We start from the raw sequence: 22,728 nt of genomic DNA on the forward strand, positions 1-22,728 counted from the left end.
CCTGCTGCTCTGCGCCTGCGACGACCTCTCGATGGCGCAGCAGAAGCGCTACGACGTCTATCGCCGCGCCGACCTCTGGCCCGACGGGGCCGAGGCCCGGACTCCTCCGGAGGGCACAGTGGAGCAGGGCGCGCTCGCCGCCGAGGCGGCGCTCGCCGATCCGCCCCCGGTCGATGCCGCCCTGCTGCAGCGCGGGCGCGAGCGCTACGAGGCGATCTGCACCCCCTGCCACGGGCTGACCGGCCACGGCGACGGCATGATCGTCGCCCGCGGCTTCCCGAGGCCCCCGTCATACCACGACGACCGCCTGCGGGCGGCGCCGGCCCGCTACCTCGTCGACGTGATCACCAACGGCTACGGCGTGATGTACCGGTACGCCAACCGCGTCGCGCCGCAGGACCGCTGGGCGATCGCCGCTTATATCCGCGCGCTCCAGCTCTCCCAGGGAGCCCGCGTCGCCGAGGTACCGGGGCTGGCGGAGAGGCTTCCCGGCACGGATGCCCCGGGAGAACGGCCGTGACGGACGCCCTCGCCCGCGGCTGGCTCCTCGCCTGGATCGCCTTCGGGGCCGCGCCCGCCGGCAGCCTCGTGCTGCTCCTGATCCACCGCATCACCGGCGGGCGCTGGGGCGAGGCGCTGGCGCCGGTCCTTCGCCCGACCGCCGCGCTCCTGCCGCTCGTCGCCCTCGGCTTCCTGGGCGTCGTCATGGCCCTGCCGGCTCTGTACCCTTGGGCCGGGGGACCTTGGGCCGGGGGATCTTGGGCCGGGGGATCTTGGGCCGCCGATCCCGGCACGGTGAAGCCGGACGTCGCCTCCCTCTACCTCAACCCGGTCCTGTTCGGCGCCCGCGGCGCGGTCGCGCTCCTCGGCTGGTCGGTGCTGGCCGTCCTCGTGCTGGCCGGGCGTTGCACCCGGCTCGTCGCCGGCCTCGGCCTCGTCGTCTACGGCCTGACCATCAGCCTGGTGCCGGTCGACTGGATCCTGTCGCTGGAGCCCCGCTTCACCTCCTCGGCCTTCGGGGCCGGCATCGCCCTGCACCAGGTCCTCGCGGCACTGGCGCTGGCCGCCGTCGCGAGCCCGCGCGGGCTCGACGAGACGACCGCGCCCGACCTCGCCAACCTCCTCCTCGCGACGCTGCTCGGCGTGCTCTATATCGGCCTGATGTCCTACGTGGTCGCCTGGTACGGCGACCTGCCGCCCAAGGCCGCCTACTACCTGCGGCGCGAGGCCGTCCCCTACCCGGCCGTGATCGGCGCGAGCATCGGCGTGGGCGGGATCGTGCCGTTCCTGCTCCTGCTGCTCGGGGCCGTGCGTCGCAGCCCCGGGGCCTTGCGCCTCGTCGGCCTCCTCGTCCTCGTCGGGCTCGCCTTGCGCTTCGCGTGGCTGGTCCTGCCGGCCTGGGGCGAGGCGGCGGGCGGAGCCGCGGCCGCCGCCGGCCTCTGGCTCGTCGGCCTGATCGCCGTCGCTCTCCTCGCGTTGCGCCTCGCCGGCCGGTTCGGAGGGAGGCTCAGGGATGCCTGACACCGCCGCTCCGGTGCGCGACGACGCGGCCGGCCACGCCGAGGGGCCGCCGGAAGCGCCCGACATCCGCCTCACGCCGGTGCTGCTCACCGGCCTGTTCATCGTCGTCTTCGTCGGCCTGACCCTCGCGGGCATGCGGCTCTACCGCGACACGGTGATCACCAGCCCCAACACCGAGGAGCCCCGCACCTTCGCCGGCCCGGCCCTGCAGCGCGACCCGCAAGGCGACCTCGCCCGGCTGCTGGCCGACCAGCGCCGGCGCCTCGACGCCTACGCCTGGGTCGACCGGGCCCACGGCATCGCCCGGATGCCGATCGCGGAGGCGATGCGGCGCCTCGCCGGGCGGGGCGCGGAGGCCTACGCCGCCCCGCTCCAGCCGGAGCGCGTGCCGCCGCTCGGCAGCCGCGGCGGCGCCGCGAGCCCGCTGCAGCCACCCGGCAGCGTCGCGGCCCCCGTCCCGACCGGGGAGGCGCGCTGATGCTCGGCCGCCTCATGCCGGAATCGGCCTCCCTCCAGGCGGTGCTGACCGACCGGATCTTCCTCGGGCTGACGATCGCGTCCGCCCTGATCCTCGGCCTCGTCGTCACGCTGCTGCTGGTCTTCTCGATCCGCTACCGGCGCGGCTCGACGGCGGACCGCCATCCGCTCCCCGAGATCGTCTCGCGCGAGTTCGAGATCGGCTGGACCGCCGCGACGATCTTCCTGTTCGTGTTCGTCTTCTGGTGGGCCGCCTCGGCGGAGATCGGCGCCTATTCGGTGCCGCCGAACGCCATCGAGATCCACGTCGTCGCCAAGCAGTGGATGTGGAAGACGCAGGCCTCGAACGGGGCGCGCGAGATCAACGAGCTGCACGTGCCGGTGAACGCGCCGGTCAAGCTGATCATGACCTCGCAGGACGTGATCCACTCGTTCTTCGTGCCGGCCTTCCGGCTCAAGCGCGACGTGCTGCCCGACCAGCAGACCGAGGCCTGGTTCCAGGCGACGAAGACCGGCACCTTCCACCTGCTCTGCACCGAGTATTGCGGCACCGACCACGCCCGCATGCTCGGCCGGGTGATCGTGATGGAGCCCGAGGCCTACGCGCGCTGGCTCTCGGCGCAGCCCGAGGGCGACGACCTCGCCCACCAGGGCGCGCGACTGTTCTCCGAGCGCGGCTGCGCCGGCTGCCACGCCCCGAGCTCCCGGGTGCATGCACCGAGCCTCGCGGGGATCTGGGACCGCCCGGTCCCCCTCGACGGCGGCCGCTTCGCCACCGCCGACGCCGCCTATATCCGCGATTCGATCCTCCAGCCCGGACGCGACGTGGTGGCGGGATACGCCCCCGTGATGCCGAGCTATGCCGGCCTCCTCGACGACGGCGAGATCCAGGCGCTCACCGCCTATATCCGCGCGCTCGGCTCCGAGCCCGGGGTGGTGCGGGAGCCCGGCACGCCGGAGGTGCGCTCCAATGTGCCCGGCGGGGTGCGCGCGCGCAGCCCCGCGATGGTGCCGGGCGCGCCGGTGCGCGACGAGCCCGCCCCGGCGGGACCGGGGCGGCCATGAGCAGGAGCACCCAAACCCTCCCCCCTCTGCGCAGGGCTGTCCGGGAAAAGAAGAAACGCGCTTCTCTCCTCTCCCCGCGGGCGGGGAGAGGCCTGAGCTCCGAAGGGGCTCGGGGAGCCCGCAGGGCGGGGGTGAGGGGGTGTTTCCGGAGGAGCCTCATTCGGCACCTCCCCCTCACCCTCGCTCCGGCTGCGCCTGCGCTTGCCGTGCCTCCTGGACGGAGGTGGGATCTTCGATCCCCAGGCCCTCTCCCCGCCCGCGGGGAGAGGAGAAAACCCGCGTCTTCCCTTTCCCCGGACAGCCCTGCCCTTTGCGGGGGAGGGAGACAGCCTCGGAGGCTCCCGATGAGCACCACCGCCAGCCCCACCGGCCTCGCCGACCCGGACGAGCTCGATCTCGGCCTCCCGGTCAGCTACCTCGCCGACGGGCACAGCGTCCGCTCCTGGCTCCTCACCACCGACCACAAGCGGATCGCGATCCTCTACGCGGTCACCATCACGGTGTTCTTCTTCATCGGCGGGGCGGCGGCCACGCTGGTGCGGCTAGAACTCGCGACGCCCGAGGCCGACCTGCTGCGGGCCGACACCTACAACAAGCTGTTCACGCTGCACGGCGTGGTGATGGTGTGGTTCTTCCTGATCCCCTCGATCCCCAACACGCTCGGCAACTTCCTCGTCCCGCTGATGATCGGCGCGCGGGAGGTCGCCTTCCCGAAGCTCAACCTGATCAGCTGGTACCTCAACCTCGGCGGCGGGCTGCTGGCGGTCGCGGCGCTGATCCTCGGCGGAGTCGATACCGGCTGGACCTTCTACGTCCCGTACTCGACGGTCTTCTCCAACACCTGGGTCTCGCTCACCGTGCTCGGGGTGTTCACCACCGGCTTCTCGTCGATCGCCACGGGGGTGAACTTCATCGGCACGATCCACCTGCTGCGGGCGCCGGGCATGACCTGGTTTCGCCTGCCGCTCTTCGTCTGGGCGATGTACACGACGAGCCTGATGTTCGTGCTGGCCACGCCCGTGCTGGCCGTTACGCTGCTCCTGGTCTTCGCCGAGCGCACCTTCGGGCTGCCGATCTTCGATCCCGCCCGCGGCGGCGACCCGATCCTGTTCCAGCACCTGTTCTGGTTCTACTCGCACCCGGCGGTCTACATCATGGTACTGCCGGCGATGGGCGTCGTCTCGGAGCTGATCACCTGCTTCGCGCGGCGCAAGGTCTTCGGCTACACCTTCATGGTCTACGCCCTGGTGGCGATCGCGGTGATCGGCTTCTTCACCTGGGGCCACCACATGTTCACCTCGGGCATGTCGCCGTATGCCGCCCTGGTGTTCTCGTTCCTGTCCTTCGTCGTCGCGGTGCCGTCGGCCATCAAGGTGTTCAACTGGACCGGCACGCTCTATCGCGGCCAGGTCGGTTTCGAGTCGCCGATGCTCTACGCCCTCGGCTTCGTCGGGCTGTTCACGCTGGGCGGCCTCACCGGCCTGTTCCTCGCCTCGATCCCGATCGACGTCCACGTCCAGGACACCTACTTCGTCGTCGCGCACTTCCACTACATCATGGTCGGCGCCTCGGTCTCGGCCTATTTCGGCGGCCTGCACTTCTGGTGGCCGAAGATCACCGGACGGACCTACCCCGAGACCTGGGCGCGGTTCGCCGCGATCCTGATGTTCTTCGGCTTCAACCTGACCTTCTTCCCGCAATTCATCGCCGGCTATCTCGGCATGCCGCGGCGCTACCACGTCTACCCGCCGGAATTCCAGATCTGGAACGTGCTGTCCTCGGCCGGCGCCGCGGTGCTGGCGGTGGCCTACCTGATGCCGCTCGGCTACCTCACCTGGTCGCTGCTGTTCGGCGAGCGGGCGAAGAACAACCCGTGGGACGCGAGCGGGCTCGAATGGCGCACCACCTCGCCGCCGCCGCGGCAGAACTTCTTCGGCGCGCCGCGGGTCCAGGGCGGTCCCTACAACTACCATCCCGAAGGCGTCGCCCCGGTCCACGACCAGCCGCGCCTGCCCTCGCAAGGGTCGCTGACATGAGGTCGCTGACATGAGCGGCGCCGACGTCGAGGCGCGCCTGCGGGAACCGTGGAGCGACCTCGAGACCGACCACGACACCGCCTTCGCCCGCCAGCGCGCCGGCGCCACCTTCGGGATCTGGGTCTTCCTGGCGAGCGAGGCCCTCTTCTTCGGGGCCCTGTTCCTGACCTACACGGCGACGCGCCTCGCCCACCCGGAGGCCTTCGCGGCGGCGGGGCGCGAGACCAACATCGTCTACGGCACGCTCAACACCGCGATCCTTCTCACCAGCAGCCTCACCATGGCGGTCGCCTCGCAAGCCGCCGAGAAGGGCCTGTTTCGCCGCATGACGCTGTGGTGCCTCGCCGCCACCGCCGCCCTCGGCCTCGCCTTCCTGGTGGTGAAGGGCTTCGAGTACCGCGAGGACATCGAGAAGCACCTCGTGCCGGGCGCGCGCTTCGCCTTGAGCCAGGCCCCGGCCCAGCTCTTCTTCGGCTTCTACTGGCTCGTCACCGTGGTGCACGCGATCCACCTCGGCATCGGCATCGGGCTGGTGGCGCGGCTGATCGAGAAGGGCCGGCGCGACCCGGAGTTCCTGAAGGAGAACCCGCAGGTCGAGGTGACGGCGCTCTACTGGCACCTCGTCGATCTGGTCTGGGTCTTCCTCTATCCGATGCTCTACCTGCCGGGGCGGTCCGGATGAGCGCGAAGTCCGAAACCCCGAACCCCGAAACCCCCGGCGCCCTCTGGCGCCGCAACCTCCCGGTCTGGGCCGCCCTGATGGCGCTCCTGGCCTTGAGCGCCTGGGCCGCCTACTGGCCGTTCGGGCGCATCGACACGGCTCTGGGCTTCGCCATCGCGGGGGTCAAGACGGCCCTCGTCGCCCTGGTCTTCATGCAGCTCAAGCACGCCAGCGGCCTCGTGCGGATCGTCGCCGCCTGCGGCCTGTTCTGGGCCGCGATCCTGTTCACCCTGACGCTCGCCGACGTGCTGAGCCGGATGGTGAACCGGTAAGCCCGCTCACGGCCCGCAGCGCACCGGCACCACCGCCCCGGCGAGGCGCCCGGCGACCGCGCCGGCGCTCATCGGCCGGGTCTCCGCGCCGGGCGGCGCCGGGGCGTCGGGGCCGAGGAGGGCCTTGAGCGCCTCCAGGCCGACGAGCGGGTGGGTGAGCGGCGGCAGCACGCCGGCGACGAGGCGGGCCTGAGTCGGCATCCGGGCGACGAGGCCGAGGAGGCGGCCGGAGCGGTCGAGGACGGGGGCGCCGGCGGCCCCGGGCTGGAGCGGGGCGAGCACGCCGCCCGTCGCGAGCGCGCCGGTCGTCACCACCGGGCCGTCCGCCCCCGCCGCCAGCGCGATCACATCCTCCCCGGGCGCCCCGGGCGCCGGCGCGAGGACGGCCGACGGCGCGGCGGGCGCGGCGCCCTCGAGGAGCGTGAGGCCGCTGCCCTCGTCCCGGCGCAGGATCCGGGCGGGCTGGCCGGCGGCCTGCGGGCCCGCGCAGGGGCCGGGGAGCACCGTGACGATGCGGCGGGGGCCGACGACGAGGCCGGTGCCGGAGACCGCGCCGCCGGCGGGCGCGCCCGGGTCCGGCATCGTTGCGACCGGGCGCGGGGGCGCCACGGGCGCCTCGCCCGGGAAGGGCACGAAGCTGTTGGCGATGGCGATGACCAGCCGGTCCATCTCCCGGGCCGTGGCCTTGTCGTAGGACAGGGTGAAGCCGCGCAGGCCCGCCGGTCCGGCGGCGTGGCGGATGTAGAACTTGCCCGCCGGCGTCTCGCCGGTGACGACCATGAAATCGGGGCGCTTGAGGGTGTAGGTCACCTTCCGGTCGGGCGCCGCGGCGGTGCTCTGCGCGAACAGGGCGTCGAGGTCGGTGTCGCCGGGGGCGAAGGCCTTCGTGTCGAGGGTGACGCGCCCGTCCGGGCTCTGCCAGCGGCTGCCGCCCGGCACCCGGGCGCGCTTCGGCAGCAGCCGCTCCGGCACCCCGATGACGAGGCCGGTGGCGGGGTCCGGCGCGACGGTGAACCGGGCGGCGCGCCGCGCCGCCTCCCCGGCCGCGATCAGGGCGGCGCGGCCGGCCTCGTCGAGGATGCCGGTCCCCGCGCCGCCGGTGCGGCCCTGCCAGGCGCCGATCGCCTCGTAGGTGCGCCGGCCGAAGGTGCCGGTGACGACGCTGTTGTAGCTGCCGGCCCAGACCAGGGCGTCCTGCACCGCCCGGCGCTCCGCCTCGGGGCGGGCCTCGAAGGCGGCCCGGGCCGCCTCGAAAACCGGATCGGGGGCTGGCGGCGATCCCGGCCGGGAGGCGCCGGGCGGCTGGCCGGGCGCTTGACCGGTTCCTTGGGCCAAGACCCCGCCCGGGGCGAGGACGCCCCAGACGAGGAGCGGCAGCAGGCCGGCGGCGAGGGGGCGAACGGGACGCGGCATCGGGCTCTCCCGGAGCAGGCGCCGGACCTTGGCAGAGACGGACGCCGAGTTCCAGGCCGGACCGGCCTCGCGGCGGCAGGACCGGCCTCCACCGGGACCTGCTTCGAAGTCGAGGCCGGTCCGGCCGCAAGAGCAGGGGACATCAGCCGGCGAAAGACCGGGTCGCGGAGCGGCGTCGGATTGCAACGGGACCGGGCGCTGCTTAGGCTGCCGCCCGGGGAATCGCTTGCGAGGCCGGTCATGTCGATCATCACCCGGGTCGGACGCCTGGCTGGAGTCCTGACTCTGCTCGCAGGTCCCGCGGTCTGGGCCCAGCAGGCGCCCCAGACGGCCCCCCGTGAGACGGCCCCCCGCGGCAGCGCCCTGACGCAGCCGGCCGCCCGTCCTCCCGCGAAGGCGGTCACCCCGAAAAGCTTCGTGCGCCAGAACCTCGCCAGCGAGGCGGTGCGCCTCGAGGCGCGGGTGAAGGCCGAGGCCGGGGCCCGGGACAAGTCCGCGATCCAGTGGCGGCGCGAGGCCGAGGCCCTGCACGCCAAGGACGACGACGAGGGCGCGCTCGCCGCCTACCGGAAGGGCGCCGCCGCCGATTCGGCGGATTGGCGCGCCTGGTACGCCCTGGCGGAGGCCGCCAACGGCGCCGAGACCGACGATTACGACGCCGGCCAGAAGCTGAAGACGGAGGCCCGGGCCGCCGCCTACCTGGCCTACCAGCGGGCCGCGAGCCCGGCCGACGAGGGAAAGGCCCTGGCGCTCCTCGGGGCGGTCCAGGCCAAGCAGGAGAGCTGGCGCCCCGCGCTCGAGGCCTATGCCGCGAGCCTGGCGCTGGCGAGCAGCCAGGAGACCGCCAAGACCTACGAATCCCTGCGCGAGGCCCACGGCTTCCGGGTGCTCGACTACAAGGTCGATTCCGACGCCGCCGCCCCGCGCGCCTGCTTCACCCTCTCGGAGACCGTCGACCCGAAGGCGGACGTGGCGCCCTTCGTCGCCGTGTCGGGCTCGAGCGAGGCCGCCGTGACCGCCCAGGGGCAGCAGGTCTGCGTCGACGGCCTGCGCCACGGCGAGCGCTACGGCATCGTCCTGCGCCAGGGCCTGCCCTCGAGCGTCGGCGAAGCCTTGCGCAAGGCCGCCGACTACGAGATCTACGTCCGCGACCGCAGCCCGCAGGTGCGCGTCACCGGCCGCAACTACGTGCTGCCCCGCACCGGCCAGGCCGGGGTGCCGCTGGTCTCGGTCAACGCCGCGAAGATCGACGTCGAGGTCGTGCGCATCGGCGACCGCGGCCTGCTGCCGGCCCTGCGCAGCGACGAGTTCCTGTCGCAGCTCTCCGGCTCCGGCCTGCGCACCATCGCCCGCGAGCGCGGCGTGCAGGTCTGGAAGGGCACCCTCGACACCGCCCCGGCGGAGGTGAACCGCGAGGCGGTGACCGCCTTCCCGGTGCTCCAGGCGGTCGGCAAGGTCGAGCCCGGGCTCTACGTCATGACGGCGCGGCCGAGCGGCACCGCCTCGGTCAGCGACGAGGAGGGCGGCTACGAGAGCGAGGCGACGCAGTGGTTCGTGGTCTCGGACCTGGGGCTGACCGCCTTCAAGGGCCGGGACGGCGTCCACGTGCTGGCCCGCTCTCTCGCCTCGGCGGCGGTCGTGAAGGGCGCGGAGATCCGGCTGATCGCCCGCAACAACGAGGTGCTGGGGACCCGCAGTACCGATGCCCAGGGCTACGCCGCCTTCGATCCGGGCCTCGCCCGCGGCGAGGGCGGGGCGGCGCCGAGCCTGGTGGTGGCGCGGCTGGGCGACGATTACGGCTTCCTCGACCTGTCCTTGAGCGCCTTCGACCTCGCCGACCGCGGCGTGAAGGGGCGCCCGAGCCCGGGAGCCGCCGAGGCCTACCTGTTTCCCGAGCGCGGGGTCTACCGCTCCGGCGAGACGGTGCAGCTGACCGCGCTCCTGCGCGACGCAAAGGGCGCGGCGATCCCGAACCTCCCGCTCACCCTGGTGGCGAAGCGCCCGGACGGCGTCGAGTACCGCCGGGTGCAGGTGCCCGATGGCGGCCTCGGCGGGCGGTCTTACTCGCTGCCGCTCCTGCCCGGCGCACAAGGAGGCACCTGGCGGGTTTCGGCCTATACCGACCCGAAGGCGCCGGCGATCGGCGAGGCGAGCTTCCTCGTCGAGGATTACGTGCCGGAGCGCCTCGAGGTCAGCCTGACCCCGGAGGAACCCGCCTTGCGCCCGGGCGAGCCGGCCTCGGTCGCGGTCGCCGCGCGCTTTCTCTACGGCGCGCCGGGGGCGGGCCTGAGCGTCGGCGGCACAGTCGCGGTGCAGCCGGCCTCCCGCACCGGCATCAAGGGCTTCGAGGATTTTTCGACCGGCCTCGACGACGAGCGCGTCGAGCCGGTGACGGCGGAGCTGGACACGCCCGTCACCACCGACGCGCAGGGGCGCGCCACGGTGCGGGCCCCGGTCCCGGGGGCGAGCGGGCCGCGGCCGTTCGAGGCCAAAATCTCGCTCCAGGTCGGCGAGCCCGGTGGCCGGGCGGTGCAGCGCAGCCTGACCCTGCCGATCCTCCCCGCCGGCCCGGTGCTGGGGATCAGGAAGACCTTCGGCGAGCTGCGCGAGGGCGCCACCGCGACCTTCGAGGTCGCTGCCGCGCGGCCCGACGGCACACGGCTCTCCGGCGAGGCGAGCTGGACGCTCCTGCGCGTCGAGCGGCGCTACCAATGGTACCGGACCGACGGGCGCTGGACCTTCGAACCGGTCAAGACCACCGCCAAGGTCGCGAACGGCCGGGTCGCCCTCGATCCCGCCGCGCCGGCCCGGGTGGCGGCGCCGGTGGCGCTCGGGACCTATCGCCTGGAGGTGCGGGGCCCCGGCTTCGAGGCGGCGAGCCTGTCCTTCACCGTCGGCTGGGGCGGGACCGAGAGCGCCGACGCCCCCGACCTCCTCGACCTCACCCTCGACCGCAACGCCTACGCGTCCGGCGAGACGTTGCGGGCGCAGCTTCGCCCGCGCTTCGCCGGCACCGCCACCGTCGCGGTGGTGAGCGACCGGGTGCACGAGATCCGCACCCTCGACCTGCCGGCCTCGGGCGCGACCGTCGAGATCCCGGTCAAGCCGGACTGGGGAGCGGGCGCCTACCTCGTCGCCACCGCCTACCGGCCCCTCGACCAGGCGGCCAGGCGCCTGCCCGGCCGGGCGCTCGGCCTCGCCTGGTTCGGGATCGACCGCGACGCCCGCGCCCTCGGCGTCACCGTCGAGGCGCCCGCGAAGGTCCGGCCCCGGGGCGAGCTGCGCCTGCCGATCCGGCTGGCGGGACTGAAAGCCGGCGAGGAGGCCCGGGTGACGGTGGCGGCGGTCGATGTCGGCATCCTCAACCTCACCCGCTACGCCAATCCCGATCCGTTCGGGTTCTTCTTCGGCCAGAAGGCGCTGTCGGCCGAGATCCGCGACCTCTACGGCTACCTGATCGACGGCATGCAGGGCACGCTGGGGGCGATCCGCTCCGGCGGCGATGCCGGCGGGCCGGAGCTCGAGGGCTCGCCGCCGGCCCAGGAGCCGCTCGCGCGCTACTCGGGCGTCGTCACGGTCGGGCCGGACGGGCGGGCCGAGGTGAGCTTCCCGATACCCGCCTTCAACGGCACCGCCCGGGTGATGGTGACGGCCTGGAGCGCCGCCCGGGTCGGCGCGGCCTCCGCCGACGTGGTGATCCGCGATCCGGTCGTCGCGACCGGCACCCTGCCGCGCTTCCTCGCCGTCGGCGACCGCTCGCGCCTCCACGTCGCCCTCGACAACGTCGAGGGGGCGGCCGGCGACTACGCGGTCGATGTCGACCTCGCCGGGCCGGTCGTGGTGCCGGCGGGCGCCCTCGGCCGTTCCCTGCGCCTCGAGCCGGGCGGGCGCGGCGCCGTCGAGATCCCGCTCACCGCGGCCGGACCCGGCCTCGCCCGGGTCGACCTGCGGCTGACCGGGCCGGGGCTCTCCGAGCCCGCCGGCCAGAGCTTCGCCCTGGGCGTCCAGCCCGGCACCGGGGCGCTCCTGCGCCGCGAGCTCCGCACGCTCGCCCCCGGCGCCAGCCTGACCCTGTCGGGCGACCTGCTCGCCGAGGTGATCCCGGGGACCGGCGCGGTGACGCTCGCCGCCTCGCCGCTCGGTGGCATCGACGTGCCGGCCCTGCTCCAGGCCCTCGACCGCTACCCCTATGGCTGCACCGAGCAGGTGGTGAGCCGGGCCCTGCCGCTCCTCTCGGTCAACCGCCTGGCGGCGCTCGCGCAGCTCGGCCTCGACGGCGCGGCCGACGAGCGGGTGCGGGCGGCCATCGACCGGGTGCTGTCGCGCCAGGATGCGAGCGGCGCCTTCGGGCTGTGGTCGGCGGGCAATGCCGAGGATCTCTGGCTCACCGCCTACGCCACCGACTTCCTGACCCGGGCGCGGGAGCGCGGCTTCGCGGTTCCGCCCCAGCCCATGGCCCTCGCCCTCGACCGGCTGCGCAACACGGTCGCCAACGCCACCGAGGTCACCGAGGGCGGCCTCGACCTCGCCTACGCGGCCTACGTGCTCGCCCGCAACGGCCGGCCGGTGATGGGCGACCTGCGCTACCTCGCCGACACCAAGCTCGCCTCCTTCTCGACCCCCCTCGCCCGCGGCCAGATCGCTGCGGCGCTGGCGCTCCTCGGCGACCGGGCCCGGGCCCGCACCGCCTTCGAGGCCGCGGTGGCGGCCCTGCGGGCCGAGCGCGACACCGGCGCCTACCGGGCCGATTACGGCTCGCGCCTGCGCGACGGCGCCGGGCTGATCGCGCTGAGCGCCGAGACCGGGGTGGCGCGCGACTCCCTCGGCGCCCTCGGCGCGGTGGTGGGCGAGGAGCGCGGCACCCGTCCGACCAGCACCCAGGAGCAGGCCTGGCTGGTGCTGGCGGCCTCGGAACTCGCCAAGGACGCTGCGGGAAAGGACGCTCCCGCGCTCACCCTCGATGGCGCGCCGGTCTCAGGCGCGCTCTACCGCACATTCCCGGGCGCCACCCTGGAGGCGCGGCCGGTGACGGTGGCGAATCGCGGCACCGCCCCGGTGCAGCTCGCCCTCGGCGTCTCGGGCAACCCGGCGGTGCCGGAGCCGGCCGAGTCCAAGGGCTACACGGTGGAGCGCGGCTATTACCGCCTCGACGGCAGCCCGGCCAACCTCGCAGGCATCCGCCAGAACGACCGCCTGGTGGTGGTGCTGAAGGTGACCGAGGCCAAGGCCAGCGCCGGGCGCCTCCTCCTCGTCGACCGCCTGCCGGCGGGCCTCGAGATCGACAACCCGAAGCTCCTCGACGCCGACGCGGTCGCGGGCCTCGCCTGGGCGAAGTCCGACGTGACGCCGACCCACACCGAGTTCCGCGACGACCGCTTCGTGGCCGCCTACGAACGCAGCCCGAGCCAGTCCGCCTTCTTCAGCGTCGCCTACACGGTGCGGGCGGTGACGCCCGGCCGCTACGTCCACCCGGCGGCGACGATCGAGGACATGTACCGGCCGGAGCGCTACGGGCGGACGGCGTTCGGGGTGCTGGAGGTGGGAGCGGGGCGGTAGGGGTTGGGGCGTGAAGTGGCGCCTTCAGCACGGACCGGTTGCGCAGTAATCGATCCGTGCTCTCGATATTGATTTTGCCGCATTGTCTTCGACGAGCCGGCATCCGCTGCGTCGGAAAGCGCTCCAGGGTCGAAACCCGATCCGCTCGTCCCGACGAGGGTCAGCTCGCGGACCCAAGTGATCACTCTGTTGCCTGACCAAAAGGTGAGACAAGCGAGGGCTTTTCAGACACTCGAACTCGTAAGGATCGAATGCCTGAATAATCTCACCGCGATCCAGCAACCAAGAGGGCCCTTGGACCAGTTGCTCCAAACAGAGGATCGGATTTGTGGGACCTATGATCGAGCGGCAATCACCGCTTAACCGCACATGCGACGATAGCGGCGGCAGTTGCCCTGCCCTTCCTCGCCGTACACATCCCGGTTCTCGCAACGATCGCGAAGCTCCCGACACATGCGGCGGTAGCGGCGCTCGTCGCGCTCGTCGCGATAGCCCCGTCCATCATCGACCTCCACGCCGCCAGGCCCAATCCGGATTCCTTGGGCAAAGCTGGGAGCACCCGAAACGAGCAGCACGGCCATCGTGGCGGCGGCAAACACCAATGTGCGCATGAGAGCCTCTCCCTCGTTCGGAATGCGCTGAACGCGGGAGGAGAAACGGCTGAAGCTGAAAATGGTTCGAGGAGAATGCCGGCCTGCCGCTTCGGTTGGCTGCATTCGGACCCGCTCGCTGTCATGAGCAGCGTCGCAGGCGGAGCCTTCACGCTACGGTTTTCAGGTCTTGCGCGCTGGCATGGGCAAAGGGCGATGGTCCGCACGCCACCCTTCGCCACCCTTCGCACGGTCAAGCCGGTCCGTGTTCGCGCTGAACCTCATCGGGCCGGGTGATCGAGACCGTGCCACGCCACCTCGTGGCCGCAGCCCGGCGTGGTCACGACCCCGTAGAGGGGACGGTCCGCGACCGCCAGGCCGATCAGGCGGGCCGACATCCGCCCGTAGTGGCGCAGCCAGGCCCGCCATCGCGGCTGATCCTCGTAGGTGCCGCCCTCGTACACGAAGAAGGCCCGCCCGCCCTCAGGGGCCAGGCGATGGAGGAGGTCGCGGTGCCAGCTCAGCGGCGAGAGCGCCCCCACCAGCACCCGGCACGCCCCCGCCCGCGCCGAGACCAGGCGCACCTGCCCGGTCCCCTGCCACCCTTCGATCGTGAACCCGCTCCGCTCCAGGAAGCCGGCGACCGCCTCGTCGTGGCGTCCCAGCGCCGGGTCGGCGAGCGCCGCGGCCTGGAAGCCCAGGCTGAACCCGAGCGCGACCTTGAGGCTCAGGCTCAGGGCCAGCAGGCCCGCGAAGAGAAGCTTAAGCATGCGCCGGCCCCCTCCCCCGCGCGCCGCAGGCGCACAGGCCCACGATGGCCGCGAGCGTGAGCCAGCCCGCCACCCCCGCCCCGACCGGGCCGTGCAGCAGGTCGTAGCGGTCGCGGTAGAGGACCATCAGGCCCATCCGCGACACGTTGATGAGGGTCACGACGAGGCAGGCGAGCGCGCACCAGCTGAGGCCGGCCGGCGTCCACCGCGCGCCCCGCGCCTGCGAGAACAGGGTCCAGCACAGGATCACCAGGGAGATCCCCGACAGCGACGAGCAGCCCTCCTCGATCCAGATGTAGCCACCCCCGGCGGCGAACTGCACCGTGTTGCCGGAGCGCGGCGAGCCCGTGAGCCAGCCGACCAGGACCGCGTCGGCCTTCAGCAGCACCTCCCCCAGGACGACCAGCAGCAGGTGGCCCCAGAACAGGGTGCTGGTGAGGGCCAGCAGGACCCAGGCGGCGCGGCGCAGCGGGGGCGACCGGCCGGGGACGGGCCGGACCGCGCCCAGGAGGTAGAGCGCGACGCCGGTGAGCGCGAGCCAGCTCGGCCAGGCCATCGGCAGCAGGAAGGCCGGGATCGCGCCGGCGGCGACGATCAGGTCACCGCGCGCGGGGGGCTGCGCGCGGGACTGGAGCATCCAGAGGGGGCACAGCCAGGCGGCGACCCAGACGAGGACGCTGACGCCGAAGGTGTGCAGGACGGCCTCGGCCAGGCCGGATGTCTGAATCGCCCCCGCTGCGGATTGCGCCATGCCGTTGGCGAAGCCGAGCCCGAAGAGCGCCGCGAACAAGCCGCCGCGGGTGAGCACGGCCGGATCGCGGGCCGCCGTTGCGGGACGGTCGGGGCCCGTCACGGGAGAGGTCGTCGCTTGGCTCACGGTCGATGCTCCGCGATGCGCCGGGAGAGCGGCCGGGCGAGGCTCGGCGCAGACCTGGATGGTGTCGCCGCACACCGAGCGTCCCGGCGTGCCGCCGCGGGCGCCGGCCTGGCTGACGTGCGGACCGGCGGTCTCGGGACCGGGCGTCCCTGGGCGAACCGCGGGTCATGGCGGACGCCCAGGCGGCTCTCTCAGCCCAGGCGGCTCTCTCAGCCCTGGCGGCTCTGCTCGGCCTGGCTCCGCTCGAGGCGCCGGCGCCGCGCGTGCCGGACGGCTGCATACGCTCCGGCGAGGATGAGGAACGGAAGCCCGGCGCCGGCCACCGGGCCCGGCGCCCCATGCGACCCGCCCGCCCCCCAGCCGAGCCCGGGGGTGCTCCCCCGATCCGCCGGCTGACCCGCCCTGACGGCTCCTGCTCCCAGCGTGCATAGTACAACCGCAGCGAGTACGATCCTGTGGCGCATCGTTCGTGTCATGTCGCTCTCCTTGATTGTCACAGCAATACGATCATGCTGCACACACAATCCAGAGATCTTAAAATCATCATAATCTTAATTTACAGCGATCTATGTTATTATGGAAATTGCCGATCGTTCCAGGACCGGGCGCATCTCTTGCCACTTATGTTCGAGGACCATGATTTCAGGATGGTATTTGGCTACGCCGAAAGGATGTAAGGCGAGCAGGCTGAGGTCGGGATCGACGGCCGTCGATCCGGGATCGGCCCGCACGCCGCCGCCAGAGCGGGAGCGGAACTGTTCGACCCGACGCGGTGTCCGCTCTCGTCTCGACCGACCGGCGTGGCGGTGATGAGGTGGAGCCGGCAGAACCGGATGCGGAGACCGGCCCATCCGGGACCGCCCTCACCCCCGTCCCCCCATCACCTCCACCTTCTCCCCAAGCCACACCACGTGCCGACCGCCGCTCCCGGCCGAGCGCACCTTGTGCTCCTCGACCGCGAAGCCGCCCCGCTGCAGCCGCGCCTTGAACTTGCGGTCGGGCCGCTCCGACCACACGCCGAGCAGGCCGCCGGGCCGCAGCGCCCGGTGGGCACGGCCGAGGCCCGCGACGTCGTAGAGGCGGTCGTTCGTCTGCTGCACCAGCCCCTCCGGGCCGTTGTCGACGTCGAGCAGGATGGCGTCGTAGGCACGCGGGCTCGCCGCGATCAGGTGGTGGACATCCGTCTCGTGCAGGGTGACCCGGGGATCGTCGAGGCTGCCGGCGAAGAGATGCGCGAGGGGTCCGCGCGCCCAGGCGGCGACGGCGGGCACCAGCTCGGCGACCACGACCTCGGCGTCGGGCCCGAGCTCGCCGAGCGCCGCCCGCAGGGTGAAGCCCATGCCGAGGCCGCCGATCAGCAGCCGCGGCCGCGGGCTGTCGCGCAGGCGCGCGCAGGCGAGCGTCGCGAGCGCCCGCTCCGATCCGCTGCGGCGGCTGTTCATCAGCTCGATCGTGTCGACGACGATCGCGAACTCGTCACCCCGCCGCATGAGGCGCAAGGAGGCGGTCTCGCCGGGAATGGCGCTGGTGTCGAGGTGAACCCACGGGATCAAGAAAACACTCCATCCGCGTCGCGCCGGAGAGAGCGGCGGCGATCCGCGATCGAAAAACGCGAGACTCCCGGCGAGGAGACGGGACCTGGTCTCGTCCTGCGGCGGTGCCGGTGCACCTCCACCCGCGGACCGCCTGCCCCTGCGGAAGCGGCACGGACCATGCGACGGCTATCGCACGCGACCGCCCGCCCCGTCGAGCGGCGGCAGGCGGGGCGGGGTCCGATGTCGCGCCCGGAGGTTTTTTTCCGCCTGGGTCCGTGCCATATACCGGCCGATGAGCGACAACGAATTCTACCCCTTCTCCATCGAGGTGGCCCCGCTGAACAGCCCGAAAGGAAAATTCGGCTGGGCGATCCGCAAGCACGGCAAGCTGCTCGAGCGGTCGGACCGGCCGCACGACAGCGAGGAGCGGGCCTATGCCAGCGCGACCGCGGCCGTGGAGCGCGCCTTCCGCCCGGCCGACCCGCGCCGCCGCTGACGCGGCGCCCGATCGCGCCTCCATCCGGGATTCCTGGCACTGCACCGCCCTCGCCGAGCCGTCCTCCGGTTCGGCGGAGGCTTCCTGCATGAGGCCATCCGGCTGGTCTCGCGACGATCCGCCTCGCCGGCCCTCCACAACCATCAAATGACAAGAACAACCTGCCTTGTCGGCGGCAGGAAAATCATTTATTGTCAAACAGACGATATGTGGCTGGCTTTTTTGGATCTTGTAGCCTGAGACATCAGGCGCCAGCTCTGACACATCCTCCCAACGATATCGCGAGGTTTGTCCGGCGGCACCGGCCGCGGGCAAAGCGCCCTCGGATGGGTCCGGGTTCCGGCACGAGGAGGATCAGCCATGGCCAAGATGTTCATCACCGGGTCGGCCCGGAGTCCGTCGACGGAGGAGTTCAAGGCGCGCGTCGCGCGGCTGGCGGAGATGCCGGCCCACACGGCCTCGCCCGCGAATGCGCGCAAGAACCGGCCCGCCAAACCGTCCTTCACGCAAGGCCCGCTCAAGCGCGAGCCGGAGAGCGCGGCGGACGAGACGGAGTAAGCGGCGCCGGAGCGGTTCCGCGACGGCCCGCGACTCTGATATGTTAGATCCTGCCCGCCGGCGCGACGCGCGCCGGCGCCCCATGGCAGGAGATCCCCGATGAGCTTCGTGACCACCGGCGACGGCGTTCAGATCTATGTCAAGGACTGGGGCCCGCGGAACGCGCAGGCCATCATGTTCCATCACGGCTGGCCGCTGTCGTCCGACGACTGGGACGCGCAGATGCTCTTCTTCGTCCAGAAGGGCTACCGGGTCGTGGCGCATGACCGGCGCGGCCACGGCCGCTCGTCGCAAGCGGCGGACGGGCACGACATGGACCACTACGCCGCCGACGCGGCGGCGGTGGTGCACCAGCTCGGGCTGATGAACGTGATCCATATCGGGCACTCGACCGGCGGCGGCGAGGTCGCCCGCTACGTCGCGCGTCACGGCGAGCCGCAGGGGCGGGTCGCCAAGGCGGTGCTGGTCAGCGCCGTGCCGCCCCTGATGCTCAGGACCGAGAGCAATCCCGGCGGCCTGCCGATCGAGGTCTTCGACGGCTTCCGCAGCGCGCTCGCCGCCAACCGGGCGCAGTTCTTCCTCGATGTCCCGGCCGGGCCGTTCTACGGCTTCAACCGCCCGGGCGCTCAGGTCTCCGAGGGCGTGATCCGCAACTGGTGGCGCCAGGGCATGATGGGCAGCGCCAAGGCCCATTACGACGGCATCAAAGCCTTCTCGGAGACCGACCAGACCGAGGACCTGCGGGCGATCTCGGTACCGACCCTGGTGCTCCACGGCGAGGACGACCAGATCGTCCCGATCGACGCCAGCGGCCGGATGTCGGTCAAGCTCCTGCGCAACGGGACGCTCAAGACCTATCCGGGACTCTGCCACGGCATGCTGACGGTGAACGCCGAGACGCTCAATGCCGATCTCCTGGCCTTCGTGACGGCGTGATCCCGGCGAGCGGAAGGGGCGCGGCCGAGATCATCGGTGGCCGGGTCGCGCGGGTCCGGATGCTGCTGGACCCGCCGGGGCCGTAGCGATCTCCCGTCGGCCGAACGGTACCGTCTCCTCATCCCGGGGCCGCGGAGGCGGGACCCGGGATGATGCCGAAAGGGTCACGTCGGGCTCGTCCGGTGGGCCGGACGGGCCGCTCAGAGCATGCTGGGCAGGATCCGGTCCGGGGGCCGGTGGCCGTCCAGGAAGGTCTTGATGTTGATGATGACCTTCTCGCCCATGTCGACGCGGCTCTCGTGGGTGGCCGAGCCCATATGCGGCAGGAGCACCACCTTGCCGGCTTTCGCGAGCTTGACGAGGCGCGGGCTCACGGCCGGCTCCTGCTCGAAGACGTCGAGGCCCGCGCCCGCGATGTCGCCGACCTCGATCAGGCGGGCGAGCGCGGTCTCGTCGATCACCTCGCCGCGGGCGGTGTTGACCACCACGGCCTCGGGCTTGAGGAGCTTCAGGCGCCGGGCCGAGAGCAGGTGGTAGGTCGCCGGCGTGTGCGGGCAGTTGACCGACACGATGTCGACCCGCGCCAGCATCTGGTCGAGGGATTCCCAGTAGGTCGCCTCGAGCTCGCTCTCGATGCGGGCGCCGACCCGGCGGCGGTTGTGGTAGTGGATCGAGAGGCCGAAGGCCTTGGCGCGCCGCGCCAGCGCCTGGCCGATGCGGCCCATGCCGACGATGCCGAGGCGCTTGCCGGTGATTCGGCGCCCGAGCATCCAGGTCGGCGCCCAGCCGCTGGTCCAGGCATCCTCCGGGATGATCCGGGCGCCCTCGGTAACCCGGCGCGCCACCGACAGGATCAGCGCCATCGTCATGTCGGCGGTGTCCTCGGTCAGCACGCCCGGCGTGTTGGTGACCGTGATGCCGCGCTGGAGCGCCACCCCGACGTCGATGTGGTCGACGCCGTTGCCGAAATTGGCGATCAGGCGCAGGTTCGGGCCGGCCTGGGCGAGGAGCGAGGCATCGATCTCGTCGGTGACCGTCGGCACCAGGACGTCGGCCTCCTGCAGGGCCTGCGCCAGGGCGCCGCCGGAGAGCGGCGCGTCCTCGTGGTTGAGGCGTGCGTCGAACAACTCGCGCATCCGCGTCTCCACGACGTCCGGCAGGCGCCGGGTGACCACCACGAGCGGCTTGCGCTTCAACGACATGATCCCTCCCTCGGCCCCGGGCGGGGTCCCGGCCCGCCCGTGCGACCCCGACACGCGTCACGGGCGCCCGTGCCCTACGATAGGCGACGCAACGGCCCGGCGAAAAGCCCCGCCTTGGTGCGGCCCCGGAGCGTCGATACGCTCCGTTAACCACGTTCCGGCGATAGCAGCCGTGACGAACCGCGAGAGCCGGCCGGGCCCTCGCGCCCGGCGGCCTCTCTAGCAGAGGCCACCCGGAAGACAATCCGCGCCACGGCCGCGAGCGGCGCCGGATGGGAGACCGACCGCCGATGCTCCACCCGCGCCTTCTCGCGATCCTGGTTCTGGCCGGCCTGGCGGCGCCCGCCGCCGCCGCGCCCCCGACCCCCGCCCCGAATGCCACTCCCGGCGAGATCGGCGTCAGCATCGGCCCGGCGACGAAGCTGCCGCTGCCGCGCTACGTCAGCCTGAAGACCGACCGGGTCAACCTGCGCGAGGGACCGTCCAAGGACCACCGCACCCTCTGGGTTTTTCAGCGGGCGGGATTGCCGGTCGAGATCGTGGCGGAGTTCGAGACCTGGCGCCGCATCCGCGACTCGGAGGGCACGGAGGGCTGGGTGCTGCACTCGCTGCTGTCGGGCCGGCGCACCGCCGTGGTGCAGACCCGCGGCACCGACAAGGGCGCGCCGGTCTCGCTCCACGACCGGGCCGACGCGGGAAGCGGCGTGGTGGCCCAGCTCCAGGCCGGCGTGATCGGCAGCGTGAAGGCCTGCGACGGAACCTGGTGCCGCCTCATCGTGGCGCTGCCGCAGAAGCGCGGCGACGTCGACGGCTACATGCGCCAGGACCGGCTCTGGGGCGTGTACCCCAACGAGAAGGTGGAGTGATCGGGAGCGGCTTCGCCCTGTCCGATCCCATCCGCGACCTCGTCCTGAGGGGCACGCGAAGCGTGCCTCGAAGGAGGGCTCCAGGGATCACGGCGCTGTCTGGAGCCCTCCTTCGAGGTCAATCGGTCTTCGATCGCGTGCGATCTCCGATCGCCGACACCTCAGGATGAGGTCGTCGGCGGGATACATGGGCGCGATCAGTCAAACAGTCTCTCAGGCAGACACTCAGAGCCTGTTTGACGTGCCTTGTAAAATTATCCCGCCCCCAACCTCATCCTGAGGTGTCAGTCGATTGAAGATCGACTGACCTCGAAGGAGGCCTCCAGCAATCACTATGGTATCTGGAGCCCTCCTTCGAGGCTCCTTTCAGTCGCACCTCAGGATGAGGTCTCGGATGGGATAGATCAGGCTCATGCGATACCGTTCTCGGCAGTCAAACAGGCTCTCACAATTCTGGCGCCCGCAGGTGCCACTCGGTCGCGCCCTGGTAGGCCTGGCCGATGCGCAGAGCCGTCGCCTCGTCGTAGCCGCGGCAGACGATCTGGAGCGAGAGCGGCAGGCCGCTGGCCGTGACGCCGTTCGGCAGCGCCAGGGCACAGAGTTCGAGCAGGTTGCCGAAGCGGGTGAAGCGCGACGGCATCACCGCCTGGTCGACCGTCTCGAGCGGAATCGCGGCGGTCTCGGTCGTGGGCGTCAGGAGCGCGTCGATCCCCTCCATCGCCCGGGCGAAGGCCGCCTTCATCTCGTGCTGCATCCGGCGCGTGCGCAGGTAGTCCTGCGCGCTCACGCCGGCACCCGCCAGGGTGCGCAGGCGGACATCCTCGTCGAGACGCGCCGCCGCATCCTCCGACACCGCGCCGTTGAAGAAGTAGCACTCGGCCATGACGATCGAGGAGGTGGCCAGGAGGTCGGCGAAGCGGAACGGCAGGTCGATGTCGACGATCTCGGCGCCGAGCCTCGCCAGCGCCTCGAGGGAGGCGTCGTAGGCGTCCAGCATCTCGGCCGAGACGCCCGCCCGCTCCGCCGCCGGCATCCGGGCGAGCCGCATCCCGCGCACGCCGCGATGCAGCACCGGCATCGGGTCCTCCGGCACGATGCCCCGCGTGTTCGGGTCGCGGGGATCGGGGCCCGACAGGATCGTGTAGAGGAGCGCCACGTCCTCGACCGAGCGCGCCATCGGGCCGGGCGTGTCGAGGGTCGTGCTCAGCGGCACGATGCCGGCGGTGCTGACCCGGCCGATCGTGACCTTCAGCCCGGTGAGCCCGCAGAACGAGGCCGGCAGCCGCACGGAGCCGCCGGTATCGGTGCCGATCGCCCAGGGCGCGAGCCGCGCCGCCACGGCGACCCCTGAGCCGCTGCTGGAGCCGCCCGGCGTCCGCGGCGTGTCCAGGTCCCAGGGATTCCAGGGCGTGCCCATGTGCTGGTTGGTGCCCCAGCCGCCATAGGCGAACTCGACCGTGTGGGTCTTGCCGAGGACGATCATGCCCTGCGCCAGCATGCGCCGGGCGATCGTGGCGGTCTGCGTCGCCCGCCGCTCGCGGAAATGCGCCGAGCCGCCGGTGGTGATCCGGCCCTCGAGGTCGATCAGGTCCTTGAGCGCCACCGGCACGCCGTGCAGCGGCCCGACGGCGTGGCCGGCGCGGATCATCCGGTCGGCGCCCTCGGCGGCGAGCCGCGCGTCGTCGGCATAGACCTCGACGAAGGCCCGGAGCTTCGGCTCCAGGCGCTCGATGCGGGCGAGATGCGCCTCGACGGCGTCGACCGGCGAGATCGCGCGGGCCGCGATGGCGCGGGCGAGATCGTGGGCGGCAAGCTCGGCGGGATCGGTCACGGTGGC

At 72.4% G+C, this 22,728-nt stretch carries 19 protein-coding genes; 12 read left to right on the top strand and 7 right to left on the bottom strand.

Annotated features, from left to right (window positions below; genetic code table 11):
- Positions 1 to 31 precede the first annotated feature (31 nt).
- The 7 genes from EU555_RS30795 to EU555_RS30825 all read left to right on the top strand — a co-directional run bounded on the left by EU555_RS30795 (position 32) and on the right by EU555_RS30825 (position 6,092).
- A complete protein-coding gene (locus EU555_RS30795) occupies positions 32 to 520 on the top strand; it encodes a c-type cytochrome (RefSeq protein WP_135419175.1) in 489 nt (162 codons plus the stop codon).
- On the top strand, positions 517 to 1,521 hold the full coding sequence (locus EU555_RS30800; protein WP_135419151.1) for a hypothetical protein: 1,005 nt from the start codon (positions 517 to 519) through the stop codon (positions 1,519 to 1,521). The genes EU555_RS30795 and EU555_RS30800 overlap by 4 nt, the downstream gene beginning before the upstream one ends.
- Positions 1,514 to 1,999: a hypothetical protein gene (locus tag EU555_RS30805; protein WP_135419152.1), complete on the top strand. Its 486-nt coding sequence runs from the start codon at positions 1,514 to 1,516 to the stop codon at positions 1,997 to 1,999. The genes EU555_RS30800 and EU555_RS30805 overlap by 8 nt, the downstream gene beginning before the upstream one ends.
- The gene (coxB, locus tag EU555_RS30810; RefSeq protein WP_135419153.1) at positions 1,999 to 3,063 is read left to right on the top strand and encodes a cytochrome c oxidase subunit II; all 1,065 of its coding nucleotides are present in this window, start codon (positions 1,999 to 2,001) and stop codon (positions 3,061 to 3,063) included. Before EU555_RS30805 ends, coxB begins: the two co-directional genes overlap by 1 nt.
- A 344-nt stretch (positions 3,064 to 3,407) precedes the next feature.
- Complete coding sequence (gene ctaD, locus EU555_RS30815) at positions 3,408 to 5,099, top strand: cytochrome c oxidase subunit I (protein ID WP_135419154.1); 1,692 nt, start codon at positions 3,408 to 3,410, stop codon at positions 5,097 to 5,099.
- A gap of 10 nt (positions 5,100 to 5,109) precedes the next feature.
- The gene (locus EU555_RS30820) at positions 5,110 to 5,781 is read left to right on the top strand and encodes a cytochrome c oxidase subunit 3 (RefSeq protein WP_135419155.1); all 672 of its coding nucleotides are present in this window, start codon (positions 5,110 to 5,112) and stop codon (positions 5,779 to 5,781) included.
- Positions 5,778 to 6,092, top strand: coding sequence for a cytochrome C oxidase subunit IV family protein (locus EU555_RS30825; protein ID WP_135419156.1), 315 nt, complete (start codon positions 5,778 to 5,780; stop codon positions 6,090 to 6,092). The genes EU555_RS30820 and EU555_RS30825 overlap by 4 nt, the downstream gene beginning before the upstream one ends.
- A 6-nt stretch (positions 6,093 to 6,098) precedes the next feature.
- Here the strand turns inward: EU555_RS30825 and EU555_RS30830 are convergent, their stop codons facing one another.
- Positions 6,099 to 7,505 (bottom strand): peptidoglycan-binding protein, encoded by a 1,407-nt coding sequence (locus EU555_RS30830; RefSeq protein ID WP_135419157.1) that lies wholly within the window; start codon positions 7,503 to 7,505, stop codon positions 6,099 to 6,101.
- 240 nt (positions 7,506 to 7,745) lie between these two features.
- Here EU555_RS30830 and EU555_RS30835 point away from each other — a divergent pair, with 240 nt between their 5' ends.
- Complete coding sequence (locus EU555_RS30835; protein ID WP_135419158.1) at positions 7,746 to 13,061, top strand: alpha-2-macroglobulin family protein; 5,316 nt, start codon at positions 7,746 to 7,748, stop codon at positions 13,059 to 13,061.
- Between the two features lie 359 nt (positions 13,062 to 13,420).
- Here the strand turns inward: EU555_RS30835 and EU555_RS30840 are convergent, their stop codons facing one another.
- The 4 genes from EU555_RS30840 to EU555_RS30855 form a co-directional block, all read right to left on the bottom strand.
- Positions 13,421 to 13,777 carry a hypothetical protein gene (locus tag EU555_RS30840; RefSeq protein WP_425375171.1) on the bottom strand — a complete coding sequence of 119 codons (357 nt, stop codon included), beginning with the start codon at positions 13,775 to 13,777 and terminating at the stop codon, positions 13,421 to 13,423.
- A gap of 155 nt (positions 13,778 to 13,932) precedes the next feature.
- The gene (locus tag EU555_RS30845) at positions 13,933 to 14,421 is read right to left on the bottom strand and encodes a hypothetical protein (RefSeq protein ID WP_135419159.1); all 489 of its coding nucleotides are present in this window, start codon (positions 14,419 to 14,421) and stop codon (positions 13,933 to 13,935) included.
- The gene (locus tag EU555_RS30850; protein ID WP_135419160.1) at positions 14,414 to 15,298 is read right to left on the bottom strand and encodes a hypothetical protein; all 885 of its coding nucleotides are present in this window, start codon (positions 15,296 to 15,298) and stop codon (positions 14,414 to 14,416) included. Before EU555_RS30850 ends, EU555_RS30845 begins: the two co-directional genes overlap by 8 nt.
- A gap of 863 nt (positions 15,299 to 16,161) precedes the next feature.
- On the bottom strand, positions 16,162 to 16,851 hold the full coding sequence (locus tag EU555_RS30855; RefSeq protein ID WP_135419161.1) for a spermidine synthase: 690 nt from the start codon (positions 16,849 to 16,851) through the stop codon (positions 16,162 to 16,164).
- A 274-nt stretch (positions 16,852 to 17,125) separates the two neighbouring features.
- Between EU555_RS30855 and EU555_RS30860 the strand changes: the two genes are divergently transcribed.
- The 3 genes from EU555_RS30860 to EU555_RS30870 all read left to right on the top strand — a co-directional run bounded on the left by EU555_RS30860 (position 17,126) and on the right by EU555_RS30870 (position 18,823).
- The gene (locus tag EU555_RS30860) at positions 17,126 to 17,329 is read left to right on the top strand and encodes a hypothetical protein (protein ID WP_048443191.1); all 204 of its coding nucleotides are present in this window, start codon (positions 17,126 to 17,128) and stop codon (positions 17,327 to 17,329) included.
- A 360-nt stretch (positions 17,330 to 17,689) separates the two neighbouring features.
- Positions 17,690 to 17,887, top strand: a complete 198-nt coding sequence (locus EU555_RS30865; RefSeq protein ID WP_135419162.1) for a hypothetical protein — start codon at positions 17,690 to 17,692, stop codon at positions 17,885 to 17,887.
- Positions 17,888 to 17,986: 99 nt separating this feature from the next.
- The gene (locus EU555_RS30870; protein WP_135419163.1) at positions 17,987 to 18,823 is read left to right on the top strand and encodes an alpha/beta fold hydrolase; all 837 of its coding nucleotides are present in this window, start codon (positions 17,987 to 17,989) and stop codon (positions 18,821 to 18,823) included.
- 200 nt (positions 18,824 to 19,023) lie between these two features.
- Here the strand turns inward: EU555_RS30870 and EU555_RS30875 are convergent, their stop codons facing one another.
- Positions 19,024 to 20,028, bottom strand: a complete 1,005-nt coding sequence (locus EU555_RS30875; protein WP_425375172.1) for a 2-hydroxyacid dehydrogenase — start codon at positions 20,026 to 20,028, stop codon at positions 19,024 to 19,026.
- 287 nt (positions 20,029 to 20,315) lie between these two features.
- On the opposite strand from EU555_RS30875, the gene EU555_RS30880 reads away from it, so the two are divergent.
- Complete coding sequence (locus EU555_RS30880; protein WP_205821032.1) at positions 20,316 to 20,891, top strand: SH3 domain-containing protein; 576 nt, start codon at positions 20,316 to 20,318, stop codon at positions 20,889 to 20,891.
- Between the two features lie 445 nt (positions 20,892 to 21,336).
- Here the strand turns inward: EU555_RS30880 and EU555_RS30885 are convergent, their stop codons facing one another.
- On the bottom strand, positions 21,337 to 22,722 hold the full coding sequence (locus EU555_RS30885) for an amidase (RefSeq protein ID WP_135419166.1): 1,386 nt from the start codon (positions 22,720 to 22,722) through the stop codon (positions 21,337 to 21,339).
- Positions 22,723 to 22,728: the final 6 nt, after the last annotated feature.

It is taken from the genome of Methylobacterium nonmethylotrophicum (assembly GCF_004745635.1).
Taxonomy (GTDB): Bacteria; Pseudomonadota; Alphaproteobacteria; order Rhizobiales; family Beijerinckiaceae; genus Methylobacterium; species Methylobacterium nonmethylotrophicum.